This is a genomic window from Delftia tsuruhatensis, assembly GCF_903815225.1.
Lineage (GTDB): Bacteria > Pseudomonadota > Gammaproteobacteria > Burkholderiales > Burkholderiaceae_C > Comamonas > Comamonas tsuruhatensis_A.
The window spans coordinates 1,286,317-1,303,518 of sequence record NZ_LR813084.1 but is presented as its reverse complement, the minus strand read 5'-3'; the positions used below and the strand labels follow the sequence as shown (position 1 = coordinate 1,303,518).

The window sequence follows — 17,202 nt, the reverse complement described above, 5'->3', positions numbered from 1 at the left end:
TCCTCATTCAGTGGATTGGCGCAACTGCCAGGCGTCAAGCACGCGTGCCAGTTCCGCGTCGATGGACGGCAACTGCGCCGCCAAGGCGGCCTCGCGGTCGGCATCGCGCGGGCGCTGGACCGTGGCCCAGACCGAACCGGGGAAATGGCTGTCCCACGCGAAACGCGCGATCACGTGCCAGTGCAGGTGCGGCACCATGTTGCCCAGCGCCGCGAGATTCATCTTGACCGGCGCCAGCCGCGCGCGCAAGACCTGCTCGACCTCGGCCACGGCCTCCATGCAGTGCCGGCGTTCGGCGGCATCCAGGTCCGAGAACTCGGCCGCATGCGCATTCCAGACGACGCGGTAGAAGGCCGGAAAGCCCTCCTCCTGCGCGCGGACCACGCGCAGGCGCCGACCGAGCCAGACCGGCAGGCCGCCTTCTTCGGCACACAGGGGGCAGGATGCAACGGCCTTCAAACCAGAACCCTTTCAATGCCGCCGGCATTGGCGCGCTGCACATAGTCGGCCATCCAGTTCTCGCCCAGGATCTGGCGCGCCATCTCGACCACGATGTAGTCGGCTTCCAGCAGGCCGTTGTTCAGGTCGCCACCGTAGCGCGACAGGCCCTGCAGGCAGCTGGGGCAACTGGTGAGGATCTTCACGTTGTCCTTCTCGGCCAGGGCACCACTGGCACGCAGCGCAGCCTCGCCCTTCTTGAGCTCCTCTTCCTTGCGAAAGCGGATCTGCGTGGAGATGTCGGGGCGCGTGACACCCAGCGTGCCCGATTCACCGCAGCAGCGCTCGCTCTTGACCACGCCGTCGCCGACCAGGGCCTTGACGGTCTTCATCGGGTCCTGCAGCTTCATGGGCGAATGGCAGGGGTCGTGGTAGAGATAGCCTTCCTTGCCCTGCAGCGTGACGCCCTTCTCCAGCAGGTACTCATGGATGTCGATGATCCGGCTGCCCGGGAAGATCTTGTCGAACTCGTAGCCCTGCAACTGGTCGTAGCAGGTGCCGCAACTGACCACCACGGTCTTGATGTCCAGGTAGTTGAGCGTGGTCGCGACGCGGTGGAAGAGCACACGGTTGTCCGTGATCATCTTCTCGGCCTTGTCGTACTGGCCACTGCCGCGCTGCGGGTAGCCGCAGCACAGGTAGCCCGGTGGCAGCACGGTCTGCACGCCCGCATGCCAGAGCATGGCCTGGGTGGCCAGGCCCACCTGGCTGAACAGGCGCTCGGAACCGCAGCCGGGGAAGTAGAACACCGCCTCGGTGTCAGCACTGGTGGTCTGCGGGCTGCGGATGATGGGGACGTAGTCCTTGTCCTCGATGTCCAGCAACGCGCGGGCCGTCTTGTTGGGCAGGCCGCCGGGCAGCTTCTTGTTGATGAAGTGGATCACCTGCTCCTTGATGGGCGCGCGGCCCACCGAGGCTGGCGGATGCCGGGTCTGCTTCTTCGCCAGCCCCTGCAGCACGTCGGAGGCCAGGCGCTGGGCCTTGAAGCCCACGCCGACCATGGCCGAGCGCATGAACTTGATGGTGTCCGGATTGGTGGCGTTGAGCATGGCCATGGCCAGCTTGTTGCCGGGCCGGAAGCTCTTCTTGTCCATCTTGCGCAGCAGGTTGCGCATGTTCATGGTGACGTCGCCGAAATCGATCTTCACCGGGCAGGGGTTGAAGCACTTGTGGCAGACCGTGCAGTGGTCGGACACGTCCTCGAACTCCTGCCAGTGGCGCAGCGACACGCCGCGGCGTGTCTGCTCCTCGTAGAGGAAGGCCTCGACCAGCAGCGAGGTCGCCAGGATCTTGTTGCGCGGGCTGTACAGCAGGTTGGCGCGCGGCACGTGGGTGGCGCACACGGGCTTGCACTTGCCGCAGCGCAGGCAGTCCTTGACCGAGTCGGCGATGGCGCCGATGTCGCTTTGCTGCATGATCAGCGACTCGTGCCCCATCAGGCCGAAGCTGGGCGTGTAGGCGTTGGTCAGGTCGGCGAACATCAGCGATTCGCGCGGCGAGCGGCCATCGTGCGTCTGCCCCACCACGGCCTGCAGCTTCTCGTTGCGGATCAGCTTGCCCTTGTTGAAGCGGCCCTCGGGGTCCACGCGCTGCTTGTAGGCGGCGAACGGCGCCAGTTCCTCGTCGCTGAGGAACTCCAGCTTGGTGATGCCGATGCCGTGCTCGCCCGAGATCACGCCGTCCAGGCTGCGCGCCAGCACCATGATGCGCGCCACCGCCTCGTGGGCCGTCTGCAGCATCTCGTAGTCGTCGCTGTTGACGGGGATGTTGGTGTGCACGTTGCCATCGCCCGCATGCATGTGCAGGGCCACCCACACGCGCCCCTTGAGCACGCGCTGGTGGATGGCGTTGATGGCCGCCTGCAGCGGCTGGAAGGCCGCGCCCGCGAAGATCTGCGCCATGGGCGCCTTCAACTGTGTCCTCCAGCTGGCGCGCAGCGTATGGTCCTGCAGTTGCGGGAACAGGTTCTCGACGTCGTCCAGCCAGCCCTGCCACAGCGCGCGCACTTCGGCCACCAGGACCAGGGCCTGCTGCACGCGGTCCTCCAGCAGCTCGGCCGAGGGAATGTCCCCCGCGTCATCCTGCTTGCCCAGCGGCAGGTCGCCATGCTGGAAGAAGTCCGTCAGCGCATCGCACAGCTTGAGCTTGTTGCGCAGCGACAGCTCGATGTTGATGCGCTCGATGCCGTCCGTGTACTCCCACATGCGCGGCAGCGGGATCACCACGTCCTCGTTGATCTTGAAGGCGTTGGTATGGCGCGAGATGGCGGCGGTGCGCTTGCGGTCCAGCCAGAACTTCTTGCGGGCCTCGGCGCTGACGGCCGTGAAGCCCTCGCCATTGCGCGAGTTGGCGATGCGCACCACCTCGGCGGCCACGCGCGCGACCTCGTCGGCGTCGTCGCCGGCGATATCGCCCAGCAGCACCATCTTGGGCAGGTGGCCGTTGCCCTTCTTGCTCTTGGTGGCGTAGCCCACGGCCTTGAGGTAGCGGTCGTCCAGGTGCTCGAGACCCGCCAGCAGCACGCCCGAGCGCTTTTGCTCGGCGAACATGAAGTCCTTGATCTCGACGATGCTGGGCACGGCGTCCTTGGCGTTGCCGAAGAACTCCATGCACACCGTGCGCGTGTGCTCGGGCATGCGGTGGACCACCCAGCGCGCGCTGGTGATCAGGCCGTCGCAGCCTTCCTTCTGGATGCCCGGCAGGCCCGACAGGAACTTGTCGGTCACGTCCTTGCCCAGGCCCTCCTTGCGGAACTTCTGGCCCGGAATGTCCAGGCGCTCGCTGCGGATGGGCGTCCTGCCATCGGCCTCGAAGTACTGCAGCTCGAAGCTGGCCATCTCGGCGTCATGGATCTTGCCGAGGTTGTGGCCCACGCGGGTGACCTCCAGCCACTGCGCCTCGGGCGTGACCATGCGCCAGGACACCAGGTTGTCCAGCGCCGTGCCCCAGAGCACGGCCTTCTTGCCACCGGCGTTCATGGCGACGTTGCCGCCGATGCACGAGGCCTCGGCCGAGGTCGGGTCCACGGCGAAGACGAAGCCCGCGCGCTCGGCCGCGTCGGCCACGCGCTGCGTGACCACGCCGGCCTCGGTGAAGATGGTGGGCACCTCGTGGTCCACGCCGGGGATACGGCGCATCTCGACCTCGGTCATGGCCTCGAGCTTCTCGGTGTTGATGACCACGCTTCGCCAGGTCAGCGGAATCGCGCCACCGGTGTAGCCCGTGCCGCCGCCCCGCGGGATGATGGTCAGCTCCAGCTCGATGCAGGCCTTGACCAGGCCCGCCATTTCGGCCTCGGTGTCGGGCGTGAGCACGACGAAGGGGTATTCGACGCGCCAGTCGGTGGCGTCCGTCACATGGGCCACGCGCGACAGGCCGTCGAACTTGATGTTGTCCTTGGCCGTCAGGCGGCCCAGGCTCTTTTGCACGCGGCGGCGCAGCTGCTCGGCCTCGACGAAGGTGGCATTGAATTCATGGACGGCGCGGCGCGCCGCATCGACCAGCTGGCCGACCAGGCCATCGCGCACGGGATCCTGCTGCGGAGCGCGGCGCTTGTCGATTTCGCCCAGGCGGTGCTCCAGCGCCTCGACCAGGGCCTTGCGCCGGTCGGGGCTGTGCAGCAGGTCGTCCTGCAGGTAGGGATTGCGCTGGACCACCCAGATGTCCCCCAGCACCTCGTAGAGCATGCGGGCGGAACGGCCCGTGCGCCGCTCCTGGCGCAGCTGGTTGAGCACGTCCCACATGGAAGTGCCCAGCAGGCGGATCACGATCTCGCGATCGGAAAACGAGGTGTAGTTGTAGGGAATCTCTCGCAGACGGGCGGGCTCGGCTGCCTGTGCCTGCAGGGCCGCCAACGCAATCGGTACATTCATGGGGTAGACCGTGTCTGGCGCTCGTGGGGCGCCGCTATGCCAAGTGGGACCGCAATTTTAAGCGAGCCCCCCAAGGACGCGCTTCCCGCGGGCCTCTGCGGGCCAGCCCTCGCAAGGCGCGACGCCTGCCATCTCCATCCCCCTGACACAGGCCAGACGAGGCTGCAAGCCCTTATACAGAAAGAGCCCAAACGAGCCAATACGAACAACCCGCGCTTTGGAAACGAAATGGTATTGACCTAAAATGGCGCCGCTTCGCGTGTCATCTTTTGTCACACGACTGACATACGGGACCAGGGCTCACCCGGGTTTGGCCTGTAGTGCGGTGCGAAGCAAGCGAAAACAATGACACAGACATGTCATGCCCTTGCCGTACCGTGGCAGCGGTCTGAAACCGTCACCGAACCAGAGGAGTCCTCATGCAACTGAAGCAACTGGCCATGGCCGCCGCCATCGCAGCCACCGCCATCTCGGCGCAAGCCCAAACCGAAATCCAGTGGTGGCACTCGATGAGCGCAGCCCTGGGCGACTGGGTGAACGACCTCGCCAAGGAATACAACGCCAGCCAGACCAAGTACAAGATCGTGCCCACCTACAAGGGCCAGTATGACGAGTCCATGACGGCAGCGATCGCCGCGTTCCGCGCCGGAAACGCGCCCGACATCCTGCAGGTCTTCGAAGTGGGCACGGCCACCATGATGGCGTCCAAGGGCGCCGTGGTGCCGGTCACCAAGATCATGAACGATGGCGGCTTCAAGTTCGACCAGGGCGAGTACATCTCGGCCGTGGCCGGCTACTACACGGCCCCCAACGGCCAGATGATGAGCTATCCGCTGAACAGCTCCACGACCATCTTCTACTACAACAAGGACGCCTTCAAGAAGGCCGGCCTGGACGAGAACAAGCCGCCCAAGACCTGGCCCGAAGTGTTCGCAGCCGCCGAAAAGCTCAAGGCTTCGGGCCATCGCTGCGCGCTGACCACCAGCTGGATGAGCTGGACCCAGCTGGAGAGCTTCTCGCTGTGGCACAACACGCTGTACGCGACCAAGAACAACGGCTTTGACGGCACCGATGCCAAGCTGGTATTCAACTCGCCGCTGCACGTCAAGCACTTCGAGAACCTGGCCAAGGCCGCCAAGGATGGCAGCTTCGTGTACAAGGGCCGCGGCAACGTGCCGGACGCCGCCTTCGCTTCCGGCGAATGCGCGATGATCACGGGCTCCTCGGGCCTGTATGCCCGCGTGGTCAAGGAAGGCAAGTTCGCCTTCGGCCAGTCGCAGCTGCCCTACTACGCCGATGTCAAGGGAGCGCCCCAGAACACGGCCATCGGCGGTGCCTCGCTGTGGGTGATGGCCGGCAAGAGCGCGGAGAACTACAAGGGCGTGGCCGATTTCTTCAATTTCCTGAACAACTCCAAGATCCAGGCCGCCAGCCACCAGCGCACCGGCTATCTGCCGGTGACCACGGCCGCCTACAAGCTGACCGAAGCTTCGGGCTTCTATGAAAAGCACCCCGGCACCGACACAGCCGTGACGCAGATGATCCGCAAGACCACCGACAAGTCGCGCGGCATCCGCCTGGGCAACTTCGTTCAGATCCGCACCATCATTGATGAGGAAACCGAACAGATCTGGACCGGCAAGAAGACGCCCCAGCAGGCGCTGGACACCGCGGTCACCCGCGGCAACGAGCAACTGGGTCGCTTTGCCCGGGCCAACAAGTAATCCCCCCATGTGATCCGCGGCGCGGGCGCTGCGCAAGCAGTCCGCACCGTGCATCACAGGCCCGCAACCGGCGGCCCCAGGGCCATCCAGGTTGCGGGCTGTTTTGTTCTACCCGAGCTCCGTCATGGAAAAACGCGTTCTTTTCCGATCCGCCTGGCTGCCGTGGGTGCTGATAGCCCCCCAGATGGTCATCGTGCTGGTCTTCTTCTTCTGGCCAGCCGGTCAGGCCATCGTGCAGTCCTTCCAGGCGCAGGATACCTTCGGCTTTTCCACCGAATGGGTGGGCCTGGCCAACTTCCAGCACCTGTTCGAGGATCCGGCCTATCTGGCCTCGTTCAAGACCACGGCCATCTTCTCGCTGCTGGTGGCGGTGTTCGGCATCGCGCTGTCGCTGATGCTGGCCATCTTCGCGGACCGCGTGATCAAGGGCGCGCTCGCCTACAAGACCGCCCTGCTGCTGCCCTATGCCGTCGCCCCTGCCGTGGCTGGCGTGCTGTGGGTGTTCATGTTCTCGCCCTCCATCGGCGTCGTGGCCTATGCGCTGCGCATGAGCGGCTATGACTGGAACCACCTGCTGAACTCCAACAACGCGATGACGCTGATCGTCATCGCCGCGATCTGGAAGCAGATCTCCTACAACTTCCTGTTCTTCCTCGCGGGCCTGCAGTCCATTCCCAAGTCGCTGATCGAGGCTGCCGCCATCGACGGCGCGGGCCCCATGCGCCGGTTCCGGGACATCCAGTTCCCGCTGCTGTCGCCCACCACCTTCTTCCTGCTGGTGATGAACGTGGTCTACGCCTTCTTCGACACCTTCGGCATCGTGGACGCCACGACCCAGGGCGGTCCGGGCCAGGACACCTCCATCCTGGTCTACAAGGTCTATCACGACGGCTTCAAGGCCATGGACATGAGCGGCTCTGCCGCGCAGTCGGTGGTGCTGATGGTGATCGTGGTCGCGCTCACCGTGGTTCAGTTCCGCTATGTCGAGAAGAAAGTCCAATACTGATCATGGTTGAACGCAGCCCCCTCCTGACCTTTTTCTCGCACCTGATCATGGTGCTCGGCGTGATCATCGTCGGCTTTCCGCTGTACCTGGCCTTCGTGGCCTCCACGCACACGCCGCAGGACATCATCCAGGTGCCCATGCCCCTGGTGCCCGGCGGCAACTTCTGGGAAACCTACAAGGCCGCCCTGTTCGGCGGCTCGGGCCCCGGCTCCAGCGCTCCCGTGGCGCGCATGATGTGGATCAGCTTCGTCTCGGCCATGGTGATCACCGTGGGGAAGATCGCGATCTCGCTGCTGTCGGCCTTCGCACTGGTGTACTTCCGCTTCCCCTTCAAGAAGATCTGCTTCTGGCTGATCTTCGTGACGCTGATGCTGCCCGTGGAAGTGCGCATCGGCCCCACCTACGAAGTCGTCTCCACGCTGGGCATGCTCAACAGCTACGCGGGCCTGACGGTTCCGCTGATCGCCTCGGCCACGGCCACCTTCCTGTTCCGCCAGTTCTTCCTGACGGTGCCCGACGAACTGGTGGAGGCCGCCCGCATCGACGGCGCCGGCCCCATGCGCTTCTTCAAGGATGTGCTGGTTCCGCTGTCCAAGACCTCGATCGCGGCGCTGTTCGTGATCCAGTTCATCTACGGCTGGAACCAGTACCTGTGGCCGCTGCTCGTGACCACCTCGGAAGACATGTACCCCGTGGTCATCGGCATCAAGCGCATGGTGGCCAGCGGCGATACCGGCAACGACTGGAACGTGGTGATGGCGACGGCCCTGCTGGCCATGCTGCCGCCCGCTGCCGTGGTGATCCTGATGCAGCGCTGGTTCGTCAAGGGCCTGGTGGATACCGAAAAGTAAGCCCCCTTCCGCCCCCACCCACCGTATAGAACCCCGCAGAGCAAGCGCCAGCGCCCTTCGCCCTGCGACTCAACCAGAATCTTCGTATGGCATCCATTTCCTTTCGCAACCTGATCAAGCGCTACGGCCACGGCCCGTCGGCCAACCAGGTACTGCACGGCGTCAACGCCGAAATCAAGGACGGCGAATTCGTCGTCATCGTCGGCCCCTCGGGCTGCGGCAAGTCCACCCTGCTGCGCATGGTGGCCGGCCTGGAGGAGATCTCCGACGGCCAGCTGCTGATCGGCGACAAGGTGGTCAACGACGTGGAGCCGGCCAGGCGCGACATCGCCATGGTGTTCCAGAACTATGCGCTGTACCCGCATATGTCGAACTACGAGAACATGGCCTATGGCCTGAAGATCGCCAAGGTGCCGGCCGACGAAATCAAGCGCCGCGTGGACAAGGCCGCCAAGATCCTTGAGCTGTCGCACCTGCTGGACCGCAAGCCGCGCCAGCTGTCGGGCGGCCAGCGCCAGCGCGTGGCCATGGGCCGCGCCATCGTGCGCCAGCCCAAGGTCTTCCTGTTCGACGAGCCGCTGTCCAACCTGGACGCCAAGCTGCGCGGCCAGACCCGCATCGAAATCCAGAAGCTGCACGCCGAGCTGGGCATCACCAGCCTGTTCGTGACCCACGACCAGGTCGAGGCCATGACCCTGGCCCAGCGCATGATCGTGATGAACGGCGGCGTGATGGAGCAGTTCGGCACGCCCGAGGAGGTCTACCACACGCCTGCCTCCACCTTTGTCGCCAGCTTCATCGGCTCGCCTCCGATGAACCTGCTCAAGAATGCTCCCGGCGGCGCGGCCGGCCGCATCCTGGGCATCCGCCCGGAGCACCTGACCGTCGTCGCCGAAGGCGGCTGGGAGATCCAGGTGGACACCGTCGAGATGCTGGGCGCCGAGCGTCTGGTCTACGGCACCCTCAATGGCGAAGGCATTACGGTGCGCATCGACGAAGGCTCACCCTTTCCCAAGGCCGGCGAGACCTTGCGCGTCAAGCCTTCCGAAGAACGCCGCCTGCACTGGTTCGACGCCGAAACAGGAAAGCGGATCTGATCCTGCCGAAGGCCGGCCCCGGCCTTCATCCAAGAGAGCCCCAGAGGCTCTCTTTTTCCTTCCAAGCCTTCCTTCCCGACGGACTCGCCATGACCGAGAACCTGAAACCCTGGCCCTACCCCCTGTGGGTGGCCCACCGCGGCGCCGGCAAGCTGGCACCCGAGAACACCATGGGCGCCTTCCGCCTGGGCGCCGCCCACGGCTGGCGCATGTTCGAGTGCGATGCCAAGCTGTCCAGCGACGGCGTGCTGTTCCTGATGCACGATGCCACGCTGGAACGAACCACCAACGGCCACGGCACGGGCGGCGATCTCACCATGGGCGAGATCGCCCAGCTCGACGCAGGCAGCTGGCATTCGCGCGCCTATGCGGGAGAGGCCCTGCCCACGCTGGAGGCGCTGGCACGCTGGTGCCTGGCCAACCATTTCTTCCTGAACGTGGAGATCAAGCCCACGCCAGGCCAGGAAGAAGCCACGGGCCGCGCCACGGGCGAGCTGATGAACCGCATCTGGCCCAGGGATCGGGTTCAGCCGCTGTTCACCTCCTTCAAGACCGAATCCCTCGAGGGGGCGCGCGACACGGCGCCGCACATTCCGCGTGGGCTGCTGGTGGACAGGCTGGCCGACGCCACGGGCGATACCGACCTGCGCACGGCGCTGGACCTGGGCTGTTCGGCCATGGTGCTCAACCATGCATTGTGGGACGCAGCCCTGGTCTCCAAGGTCCATGGCGCGGGCCTGCGCTGCAGCAGCTACACGGTCAACGATGAATGGGCCGCCCAGCGCCTGATCGACCTGGGCACGGACGGCATCATCACCGACCGCGTGGATCTCTTCAGTCCGGCCTCACGCTGAGGCGGCTGCTGGCAGGCCGGGCAGGACCATTGGAAACACCTGTGCGCGCGGCACCGCGCACAATCGGCCCCCATGATTGCGCCTCCTACCAGGTCCCGCGTCCGGGCCGCACCGGCAATGCGCCACGCGCTGGCGACCATGCTCATGGCACTGGCACTGCTGCCATGCGCCAGCCCGCTCCAGGCCCAGGATCGACCCGCAGTCGATGCGCCCGCAGCCCAGGACAAACCCGCCCTGCCCGGCGTGGACGAGTTGCGCAGGCAACTCGATGCCATTCCCCGCAAGCTGGCGGAGGACGATGACGGCCGCAAGCTGCTGGACGAGACCGCCGCCATCGGCACGGCGGCCGATCAGGTTGCCGCCCGCCGCAGCCAGGAGCTGGCCGACATCGATTCCCGCCTGGCAGGCCTGGGCCCCGCTCCCGAGAAAGGCGCCCCCGCCGATGCCCCCGACGTGGCCGAGCAGCGCGCCAGCCTGGCCCGGCAGCGCAGCGCCGTGGATTCCGAACTCAAGCTGGCCCGCCTAGTATCGGTGGACGCGGACCAGCGCGGCAACGAGCTGATACGCCAGCGCCGTGAGCAGTTCCAGGCTGCGTTGACGGCACGCACCGACTCGCCCCTGGGCCGATCTTTCTGGCGCAATCTGCGCGCTGCCGCGCCGCTGGACGGAGTGCGTCTGCGAGGTCTGGGACATGGGCTGCGCGAGGCCGTGGCCTCCACCATGGGGTCCGAGCGCCGTGGCGGGTTCCTGGCCAGCCTGGCAGCCGCCCTGCTGATCGCCCTGCTGGGCCCCTGGCTGGCCGAACGCCTGCTGGTGCGCGCCGCGCCGGCACGCCTGCCCAGCGGTCGCCTGCGCCGCTCGCTGCGAGCTGCGGCCACGGTGCTGATCAACACCTTGCTGATCGGACTGGCCGCACAACTGGCCTGGAGCGTCCTCAAGGCCGGCGACGGCTTCGGCGAACCGCTGCAGGCACTGGCCCGGGCCAGCGTGCAAAGCGCGCTGTTCGGTGCCTTCGTCGTCTCGCTGGGCCAGACGCTGCTGTCGCGCAGGCGCAGCTCCTGGCGCCTGCCCGGCGTGTCGGACGAGCTGGCGCGCCGCCTCAGCCCCTACCCCTGGTGGATCGCCGGTGTCGCCGCACTCAGCGCCCTGGTGACCGAGGTCAACAGCATCATCGGCGCCAGCCTGGCCGCCGAAGTCACGGTGCATGCGACCTCTTCCCTGCTCATCCCGGTCATCGTGATGCTGGCACTGCGTCACCTGCGCACGCCCCAACCCGCCTGCGACTCCGAGGAACTCCCCACCCCTCGCCCCCTGTGGGTGGGCCTGCTCGTGGCCTGCGCAGGGCTGGCCAGCATCGCCACCATCACGCTGGCGGCCAGCGGCTTCGTCGCGCTGGCCGGTACGCTGGCGCGCCAGATGGTGTGGACCGGCGTGGTCTTTGCCACCACCTACCTGCTGTTCCAGCTCGGTGACGACCTGTGCGAAGCCCTGTTGTCGTCCAAGGGCGGCTTCGGAGCGCGACTGAACCAGGGCTTGGGCATTGAGGCCCGGCTGCTGGACCAGGCCGCCGTGCTGGCCTCGGGCCTGCTGCGCGTGGCCCTGCTGTTCTACATGGTGATCGCGCTGCTGGCACCGCTGGGCACGGGACCCGACGAGGTCTTCCGCCGTGGCAGCAGCATCAACCATAGCCTCAAGGTGGGCGAGTTCACCATCGCGCCCCAGGCCTTGCTGACCGCGCTGGCCGTGGTGGTCACGGGTCTGGTCGTGATCCGGGTGATCAAGCGCTGGCTGACGGACCGCTATTTCCCCAACACCGCGCTGGAACCCGGCATGCGCAGCTCCATCACCACGCTGCTGGGCTATGTGGGGGGCATCTTCGTGGTGGCCGTGGCGCTGGCGGGGCTGGGCATCAGCGTGGAGCGCATTGCCTGGGTGGCCAGCGCGCTGTCCGTGGGCATCGGCTTCGGGCTGCAGGCCATCGTGCAGAACTTCATCTCGGGCCTGATCCTGCTGGCCGAGCGGCCGGTCAAGGTGGGAGACTGGGTGGTGCTGGGCGATACCGAGGGCGACGTGCGCCGCGTCAACGTGCGTGCCACGGAGATCCAACTGGGCGATCGCTCCACCGTCATCGTGCCCAACTCTGAATTCATCACCAAGACCGTGCGCAACATGACGCTGGCCGGCGCGCCAGGCCGCGTGCTGCTGCGCCTGCCCGCGCCGCTGGACACCGATGCCGAGCGCATGCGCACGCTGATCCTCGACGCTTTCCGCGCGCACGAAGGCATTCTGGACACGCCCGAGCCCATGGTGCAGCTCGAAGGTATTGCCAACGGCACGCTGACCTTCTTGGCCATCGGCTATGTGGGCAACCCGCGCAACGCGGGCGGCGTGCGCAGCGATGTGCTTTTCAGCATCCTGGCCTCGCTCAAGAGTGCCGGCCTGTACCTGTCGCCACCGGCGACCACCTCGGTGGCGGCGCCGGCTGCGGCAGGCGCACAGGCACTGTCCGGCACCGCCGAAGGCCCGGGCTAGCCGCGCCCAGCCATCTCCGAGCGCACATGGTCCGCGACCACCGCCATCACCTGGCGCAGGTGGCCGCGCAGCGGCTCGAAGCCCGCGTTGGGCTCGCGCGTGTCCTCGTCCATGTAGACAGGGCGGCGGATTTCGATCTGCAGGCTGTGGCGCCCCAGATGCGGCTGGCCTATGCGGCCGATCAGCTCCACGCCCTTGTAGGGCTCGTTGTAGGCCACGCTGTAGCCGAATCCCGCCAGCGTCTCGCCCACCAGGCGGATGAACCCGGGCGCGCAGGTCGTGCCGTCGCGGTCGCCCAGCACGAAGTCGGCCAGCGGCGGCGCATCGCTGCGGCCCAGGCGCTTGTAGACATCATTGGGCATGGAGTGCAGGTTCAGGTGCCACACGGCACCGAAGCGCCGCACGCTGCCATCAATGGCCTGCGCCAGCGCCGCATGGTAGGGGCGCCAGTAGCGCGCGATGCGATGCTCAATCTCGGCCACCGTGCGCGGACGCCCATACAGCGGCGTGGCCACGCCGTCGCGGCTGATGCGTTGCCAGATCAGGCCCAGCCCCTGCTGCGTCTTGACGCTGGGCGTCAGCGGCACCGGCCATGTGCCGTCGATCTGCGCAGGATCCAGGTCGGCCTCGCTGCGGTTGGGGTCGATGTAGGTGCGAGGAAAGGTCGCCTCGATCAGCGTCGCGCCGTGCGCAGGCCACTGGTCCCACAGAGCGGCCACATGCGTGTCCTCGCCACGGCGCAGCAAGGACATGGGTACGGCGTGGCCGAAGTCCTCGGGATAGGAGGTGCCGCTGTGCGGCGAGTCGCAGACGATGGGCAGCGCCTCGGCGGTTGCGGCATGCACCACGACCGGGGTGTCCGGCCGGGGGCACAGGAAATCGTTCTCTGCCATGCGGTCCATCAGTCGAGCTTGATGTTGGCGCGCTTGGCCACGGCCGTGTAGCGCTCGATGGCGGCCCTGATCTGCTGCGCGAACTGCTCGGGCGTATTGCCCATGGGTTCGCCCGAGATGGACTTCTGCTTTTCGACGTAGTCGGGCATGGCCATGGCCTTGTGCGCGGCGGCATTGAGCTTGTCGATGATGGCGCGCGGCGTGCCGGCCGGTGCGACCAGGCCGAACCAGCCGCCGTCCCCCATCTGCGGGAAGCCCAGTTCGGCATAGGTCGGCACGTCGGGCAGCACATCGGCGCGCTTGAAGGCCAGCACGGCCAGCGGACGCAGCTTGCCGTCCTTGATGTGGGGCAGCGTGGAGGGCAGGTTGTCGGTCATGGCATTGACCTGGCCGCCCAACGCGTCGGTGATGGCCTGGCCCGCGCCCTTGTAGGGAATGTGCAGCAGGTCGATGCCGGCCAGATTCATGAAGTTCTCGATATTGGCATGGCCCAGCGAGCCCGTGCCCGGCGAGGCGAAGCTGTACTTGCCCGGATTGGCCTTGGCCAGGGCGATGAATTCCTTCATGGTCTTGGCGGGCACGCTGGCATTGATCACGAACACGCTGGGCACCGACATCACGTTGGTGATGGGCGCGAAGTCCTTGACCGGGTCGTAGGGCAGCTTGCGGAAGATGGCCGGGTTGGAGCCATGCGTGCTCACCGTGGCCATGCCGATGGTGTAGCCGTCCGGTGCGGCACGCGCGATCTCGGATGCGCCGATGGAGCCGCCCGCGCCCCCCTTGTTGTCCACCACCACGGACTTGCCCAGGATGGTGCTCATCTTCTCGGCCAGCAGGCGCGCCACCATGTCGGTGGAGCCACCGGCGCCGAAGGGGACGACCAGGCGGATCGGGCGGCTGGGGTAGTCGGCGGCCGGGCCCTGGGCCCAGGCGGCGGGAGCCACAAGGGCGATGGCGGCGCAGGCGGCCAGGCTGGACAACAGGGTGCGGCGCATTGGCATGGGGGTTTCCTCTCGTGAGCTGTGATTGCGGTGGAGCAGGGGCTTCACCGGACAGGCGCCGATTCTGGACAGCGCAGCTGCCAGCGAAAAGGGACAAGACGGCAATCAACCATGACGAACCGTCATAATTGCATCCGTCATGCGCATGCACTCCCCCTCGATTTCCGAGCTGCACGCCTTTGCGGCAGCGGCACGCCTGGGCAGCTACTCCCTGGCGGCCCAGGAGCTGTATGTCACCCAGGGCGGCATCAGCCGGGCCATCGCCAGGCTGGAGGAGCATCTGGGGTTCGCGCTGTTCGAGCGCCAGGGCCGGCGCAGCGTTCTGACCGAGGCGGGCCGCGAGTACCTGCAGGCCGTGGAGCCGGCCATCCATACCATCGAGTCGGCCTCGGCGGCCGTGCGCAGGCGCCACTTCGGGCCGCAGCTGCGGCTGTCCGTGGTGCCCACGCTGTTCAGCCACTGGCTGATCCCCCGCCTGCCCGACTTCAATGCACGCCATCCGGGCATCGTGCTGTCCTTCGCGCCCTACCGCCGAGACGATCCGTTGAATGCCGCCGAGATCGACGGCTGGGTGCGCGTGGGCAGCGAACCCTGGCCTGCGCATGTGGCGGCCGACTACGTGGTGGGCCGCGACCTGGTCCCCATCTGCCACCCCAGGGATCTGCCGGGCCTGCGCAGTCCTGGCGATGTGCTGGCGCGCCCGTTGCTGTTCCACACCAACTACCCCGGCAACTGGGCGCGCTGGATGGCACACCTGGGCCTGCCGGGCCCCTGCCCCAGGCCGGCGGCGGACTTCGAGCTGGTGGCTCTGCTGGTGCAGGCCGTGGCCGCCGGCATGGGCGTGGCCCTGGTCCAGCGCTGCCTCGTCGAGCAGGACCTGGCGGCCGGGCGCGTGGCCCTGGCGTTGCCTGCCCCGGTGCACATCGAGCGCGGCTACTTCCTGTGCCGGCCTGTGGCGCGCATGCCTTCCGAAGCGTTTTCGCAGTTCCGGCAATGGCTGCTGGCCCAGGCAGCCACCTCCCGCGCCGCATCGGCACCGGCTACTGTGGCGGCCGGGCAACTGCGGATCGATTGATCCACGTCAAATCTCCTTCACCCCGATCAGCGCCATCCGCGCGAAAGCACCCACTGGCAAAACGCCATCAGCACCACCAAAGCCACATAGGTGGCGATCTTTCCGTCCCGTCCGAACCACCACAGGCCCGCGAAAAGCACTGCGGCACCAACAATCAGATTGATAGCAACCTGTACCCACCAGGCATAAGCCTGCGGCGCTTTTCCAAACATAAGCCGGGAGCACAACACCAGTCCCAAGGACAGGAACAGCGCGGGCGCCAGGAAGTTGAGCACATGGTTCGCGCTCGCCATCACACCCATATAGGGACTCCGATTCCATGGTGTTGCGGTCAGGGATGCCTGAATCAGCGCGAAATTTTATAATCTCCGGTTATGGCAGTCTGGGCACTCGGCATCAACCACCACACGGCTCCGCTCGATATGCGGGGTCGCTTCGCGTTCGCGCTCGATCAGATCGTGCCCACGCTGCAGGGCCTGCGCGAATCGCTGACCGGCCCGGGCCGCCGGCACAGCGCGGTCGAGACCGCCATACTGTCCACCTGCAACCGCACCGAGATCTACTGTGCGGCCGAAACGCCGGCACTGGACCATACGGTGCACTGGCTGGCCCATAGCGGCGGCATTTCCTCGGAGCTGCTGCGTTCGCACTCCTACCTGCTGGAAGATGGCCATGTGGCGCGCCACGCCTTCCGGGTGGCCAGCGGCCTGGACTCCATGGTGCTGGGCGAGGCCCAGATCCTGGGCCAGATGAAGAATGCCGTGCGCGCCGCCGAGAACGCGGGCGCCCTGGGCAGCACGCTGAACCAGTTGTTCCAGCGCAGCTTCGCCGTGGCCAAGGAGGTTCGCAGCTCCACCGAGATCGGTGCCCACAGCATCAGCATGGCGGCAGCCGCCGTGCGCCTGGCAGGCCAACTGTTCGAGGACCTGTCCCAGATCAAGGTGCTCTTCGTGGGCGCGGGTGAGATGATCGAACTGGTCTCCACCCATTTCGCGGCGCGCAACCCCCGGCAGATCATGATCGCCAACCGCACGCTGGAGCGTGGCGAGAAGCTGGCGGCCCAGTTTGGCGCAGGCACGATGCGACTGGCCGATCTGCCCGAACATCTGCACGAATACGACGCCGTGATCAGCTGCACGGCCTCCAGCCTGCCCATCATCGGCCTGGGCGCCGTCGAAAGCGCGCTCAAGAAGCGCAAGCACCGCCCCATGTTCATGGTCGACCTGGCCGTGCCGCGCGACATCGAATCCGAGGTCAGGGACCTGCGCGATGTCTACCTCTACACGGTGGACGACCTGGCCACCGTGGTGCGCACGGGCCAGGCCCAGCGCCAGGCGGCGGTCGAGCAGGCCGAGGTCATCATCGACCACGGCGTGCAAAGCTTCATGCACTGGCTGGACCAGCGCCGCCCGCAGGCCGGCGTCGTGCCGCTGATCCGCCAGCTCAACACGCAGACCGACGAATGGCGGGCACTGGAGATCGCCCGTGCCAAGAAGCTGCTGGCCAAGGGCGAGGACATCGACACCGTGCTGGAGGCGCTGTCGCGCGGCCTCACGCAGAAGATGCTGCATGGCACCCTGGCCGAGCTGCACAAGGGCGATGCCGGGCAGCGCCACCAGACCATGGACACGGTCTCGCGCCTGTTCCTGCGCTCGGCCCAACGCACGCCGTCCGCGGACAAGTCGCTTTAGCAGCGCTAGCCGCCATCGCAGCCGCACGACGGCAGCCCACCTTCCCGCGGCTTTTTCACGCCGATCCGCCGCCCGCCGCCGCGACGCGGCCCCGCCCCAAGCCATACT

Annotated in this window: 13 protein-coding genes; 8 read left to right on the top strand and 5 right to left on the bottom strand. The window is 66.7% G+C overall.

All coding sequences use genetic code 11. From position 1 onward, the window contains the following. Positions 1-3 precede the first annotated feature (3 nt). The gene (locus L1Z78_RS05860; protein ID WP_234640614.1) at positions 4-459 is read right to left on the bottom strand and encodes an HIT family protein; all 456 of its coding nucleotides are present in this window, start codon (positions 457-459) and stop codon (positions 4-6) included. After that, positions 456-4,370, bottom strand: a complete 3,915-nt coding sequence (locus L1Z78_RS05855; protein ID WP_234640613.1) for a DUF3683 domain-containing protein — start codon at positions 4,368-4,370, stop codon at positions 456-458. The genes L1Z78_RS05860 and L1Z78_RS05855 overlap by 4 nt, the downstream gene beginning before the upstream one ends. A 419-nt stretch (positions 4,371-4,789) precedes the next feature. On the opposite strand from L1Z78_RS05855, the gene ugpB reads away from it, so the two are divergent. The 6 genes from ugpB to L1Z78_RS05825 all read left to right on the top strand — a co-directional run bounded on the left by ugpB (position 4,790) and on the right by L1Z78_RS05825 (position 12,434). Beyond that, positions 4,790-6,094: a sn-glycerol-3-phosphate ABC transporter substrate-binding protein UgpB gene (ugpB, locus tag L1Z78_RS05850; RefSeq protein ID WP_234640612.1), complete on the top strand. Its 1,305-nt coding sequence runs from the start codon at positions 4,790-4,792 to the stop codon at positions 6,092-6,094. Between the two features lie 124 nt (positions 6,095-6,218). Then, positions 6,219-7,100 (top strand): sn-glycerol-3-phosphate ABC transporter permease UgpA, encoded by an 882-nt coding sequence (gene ugpA / locus L1Z78_RS05845; protein ID WP_234640611.1) that lies wholly within the window; start codon positions 6,219-6,221, stop codon positions 7,098-7,100. A gap of 2 nt (positions 7,101-7,102) precedes the next feature. Continuing rightward, positions 7,103-7,951 carry a sn-glycerol-3-phosphate ABC transporter permease UgpE gene (gene ugpE / locus L1Z78_RS05840; protein WP_234640610.1) on the top strand — a complete coding sequence of 283 codons (849 nt, stop codon included), beginning with the start codon at positions 7,103-7,105 and terminating at the stop codon, positions 7,949-7,951. A gap of 86 nt (positions 7,952-8,037) precedes the next feature. Then, positions 8,038-9,048, top strand: coding sequence for a sn-glycerol-3-phosphate ABC transporter ATP-binding protein UgpC (ugpC, locus tag L1Z78_RS05835; RefSeq protein WP_234640609.1), 1,011 nt, complete (start codon positions 8,038-8,040; stop codon positions 9,046-9,048). 89 nt (positions 9,049-9,137) lie between these two features. Continuing rightward, positions 9,138-9,902 (top strand): glycerophosphodiester phosphodiesterase, encoded by a 765-nt coding sequence (gene ugpQ, locus L1Z78_RS05830; RefSeq protein ID WP_234640608.1) that lies wholly within the window; start codon positions 9,138-9,140, stop codon positions 9,900-9,902. 138 nt (positions 9,903-10,040) lie between these two features. Continuing rightward, a complete protein-coding gene (locus tag L1Z78_RS05825) occupies positions 10,041-12,434 on the top strand; it encodes a DUF3772 domain-containing protein (protein ID WP_234642100.1) in 2,394 nt (797 codons plus the stop codon). Here the strand turns inward: L1Z78_RS05825 and L1Z78_RS05820 are convergent. Both L1Z78_RS05820 and L1Z78_RS05815 read right to left on the bottom strand, forming a co-directional pair. Further along, positions 12,431-13,336: an N-formylglutamate amidohydrolase gene (locus tag L1Z78_RS05820; RefSeq protein WP_234640607.1), complete on the bottom strand. Its 906-nt coding sequence runs from the start codon at positions 13,334-13,336 to the stop codon at positions 12,431-12,433. The genes L1Z78_RS05825 and L1Z78_RS05820 overlap by 4 nt on opposite strands. Continuing rightward, positions 13,336-14,328 (bottom strand): tripartite tricarboxylate transporter substrate binding protein BugE, encoded by a 993-nt coding sequence (locus L1Z78_RS05815; RefSeq protein ID WP_234640606.1) that lies wholly within the window; start codon positions 14,326-14,328, stop codon positions 13,336-13,338. The genes L1Z78_RS05820 and L1Z78_RS05815 overlap by 1 nt, the downstream gene beginning before the upstream one ends. Positions 14,329-14,467: 139 nt before the next feature. Here L1Z78_RS05815 and L1Z78_RS05810 point away from each other — a divergent pair, with 139 nt between their 5' ends. Beyond that, positions 14,468-15,403, top strand: coding sequence for a LysR substrate-binding domain-containing protein (locus tag L1Z78_RS05810; RefSeq protein ID WP_234640605.1), 936 nt, complete (start codon positions 14,468-14,470; stop codon positions 15,401-15,403). A 26-nt stretch (positions 15,404-15,429) separates the two neighbouring features. Here L1Z78_RS05810 and L1Z78_RS05805 read toward each other — a convergent pair whose 3' ends face one another. Next, a complete protein-coding gene (locus L1Z78_RS05805) occupies positions 15,430-15,705 on the bottom strand; it encodes a hypothetical protein (protein WP_234640604.1) in 276 nt (91 codons plus the stop codon). A 72-nt stretch (positions 15,706-15,777) separates the two neighbouring features. On the opposite strand from L1Z78_RS05805, the gene hemA reads away from it, so the two are divergent. Then, positions 15,778-17,094 carry a glutamyl-tRNA reductase gene (hemA, locus tag L1Z78_RS05800; RefSeq protein WP_234640603.1) on the top strand — a complete coding sequence of 439 codons (1,317 nt, stop codon included), beginning with the start codon at positions 15,778-15,780 and terminating at the stop codon, positions 17,092-17,094. Positions 17,095-17,202 lie beyond the last annotated feature (108 nt).

Bases quoted from the DNA above. Each gene is read 5' to 3' on its own strand.
- L1Z78_RS05855 (WP_234640613.1), bottom strand. From the start codon at position 4,370: ATGAATGTACCGATTGCGTTGGCGGCCCTGCAGGCACAGGCAGCCGAG.
- ugpB (WP_234640612.1), top strand. From the start codon at position 4,790: ATGCAACTGAAGCAACTGGCCATGGCCGCCGCCATCGCAGCCACCGCC.
- ugpA (WP_234640611.1), top strand. From the start codon at position 6,219: ATGGAAAAACGCGTTCTTTTCCGATCCGCCTGGCTGCCGTGGGTGCTG.
- ugpE (WP_234640610.1), top strand. From the start codon at position 7,103: ATGGTTGAACGCAGCCCCCTCCTGACCTTTTTCTCGCACCTGATCATG.
- ugpC (WP_234640609.1), top strand. From the start codon at position 8,038: ATGGCATCCATTTCCTTTCGCAACCTGATCAAGCGCTACGGCCACGGC.
- ugpQ (WP_234640608.1), top strand. From the start codon at position 9,138: ATGACCGAGAACCTGAAACCCTGGCCCTACCCCCTGTGGGTGGCCCAC.
- L1Z78_RS05825 (WP_234642100.1), top strand. From the start codon at position 10,041: ATGCTCATGGCACTGGCACTGCTGCCATGCGCCAGCCCGCTCCAGGCC.
- L1Z78_RS05820 (WP_234640607.1), bottom strand. From the start codon at position 13,336: ATGGACCGCATGGCAGAGAACGATTTCCTGTGCCCCCGGCCGGACACC.
- L1Z78_RS05815 (WP_234640606.1), bottom strand. From the start codon at position 14,328: ATGCCAATGCGCCGCACCCTGTTGTCCAGCCTGGCCGCCTGCGCCGCC.
- L1Z78_RS05810 (WP_234640605.1), top strand. From the start codon at position 14,468: ATGCGCATGCACTCCCCCTCGATTTCCGAGCTGCACGCCTTTGCGGCA.
- L1Z78_RS05805 (WP_234640604.1), bottom strand. From the start codon at position 15,705: ATGGGTGTGATGGCGAGCGCGAACCATGTGCTCAACTTCCTGGCGCCC.
- hemA (WP_234640603.1), top strand. From the start codon at position 15,778: ATGGCAGTCTGGGCACTCGGCATCAACCACCACACGGCTCCGCTCGAT.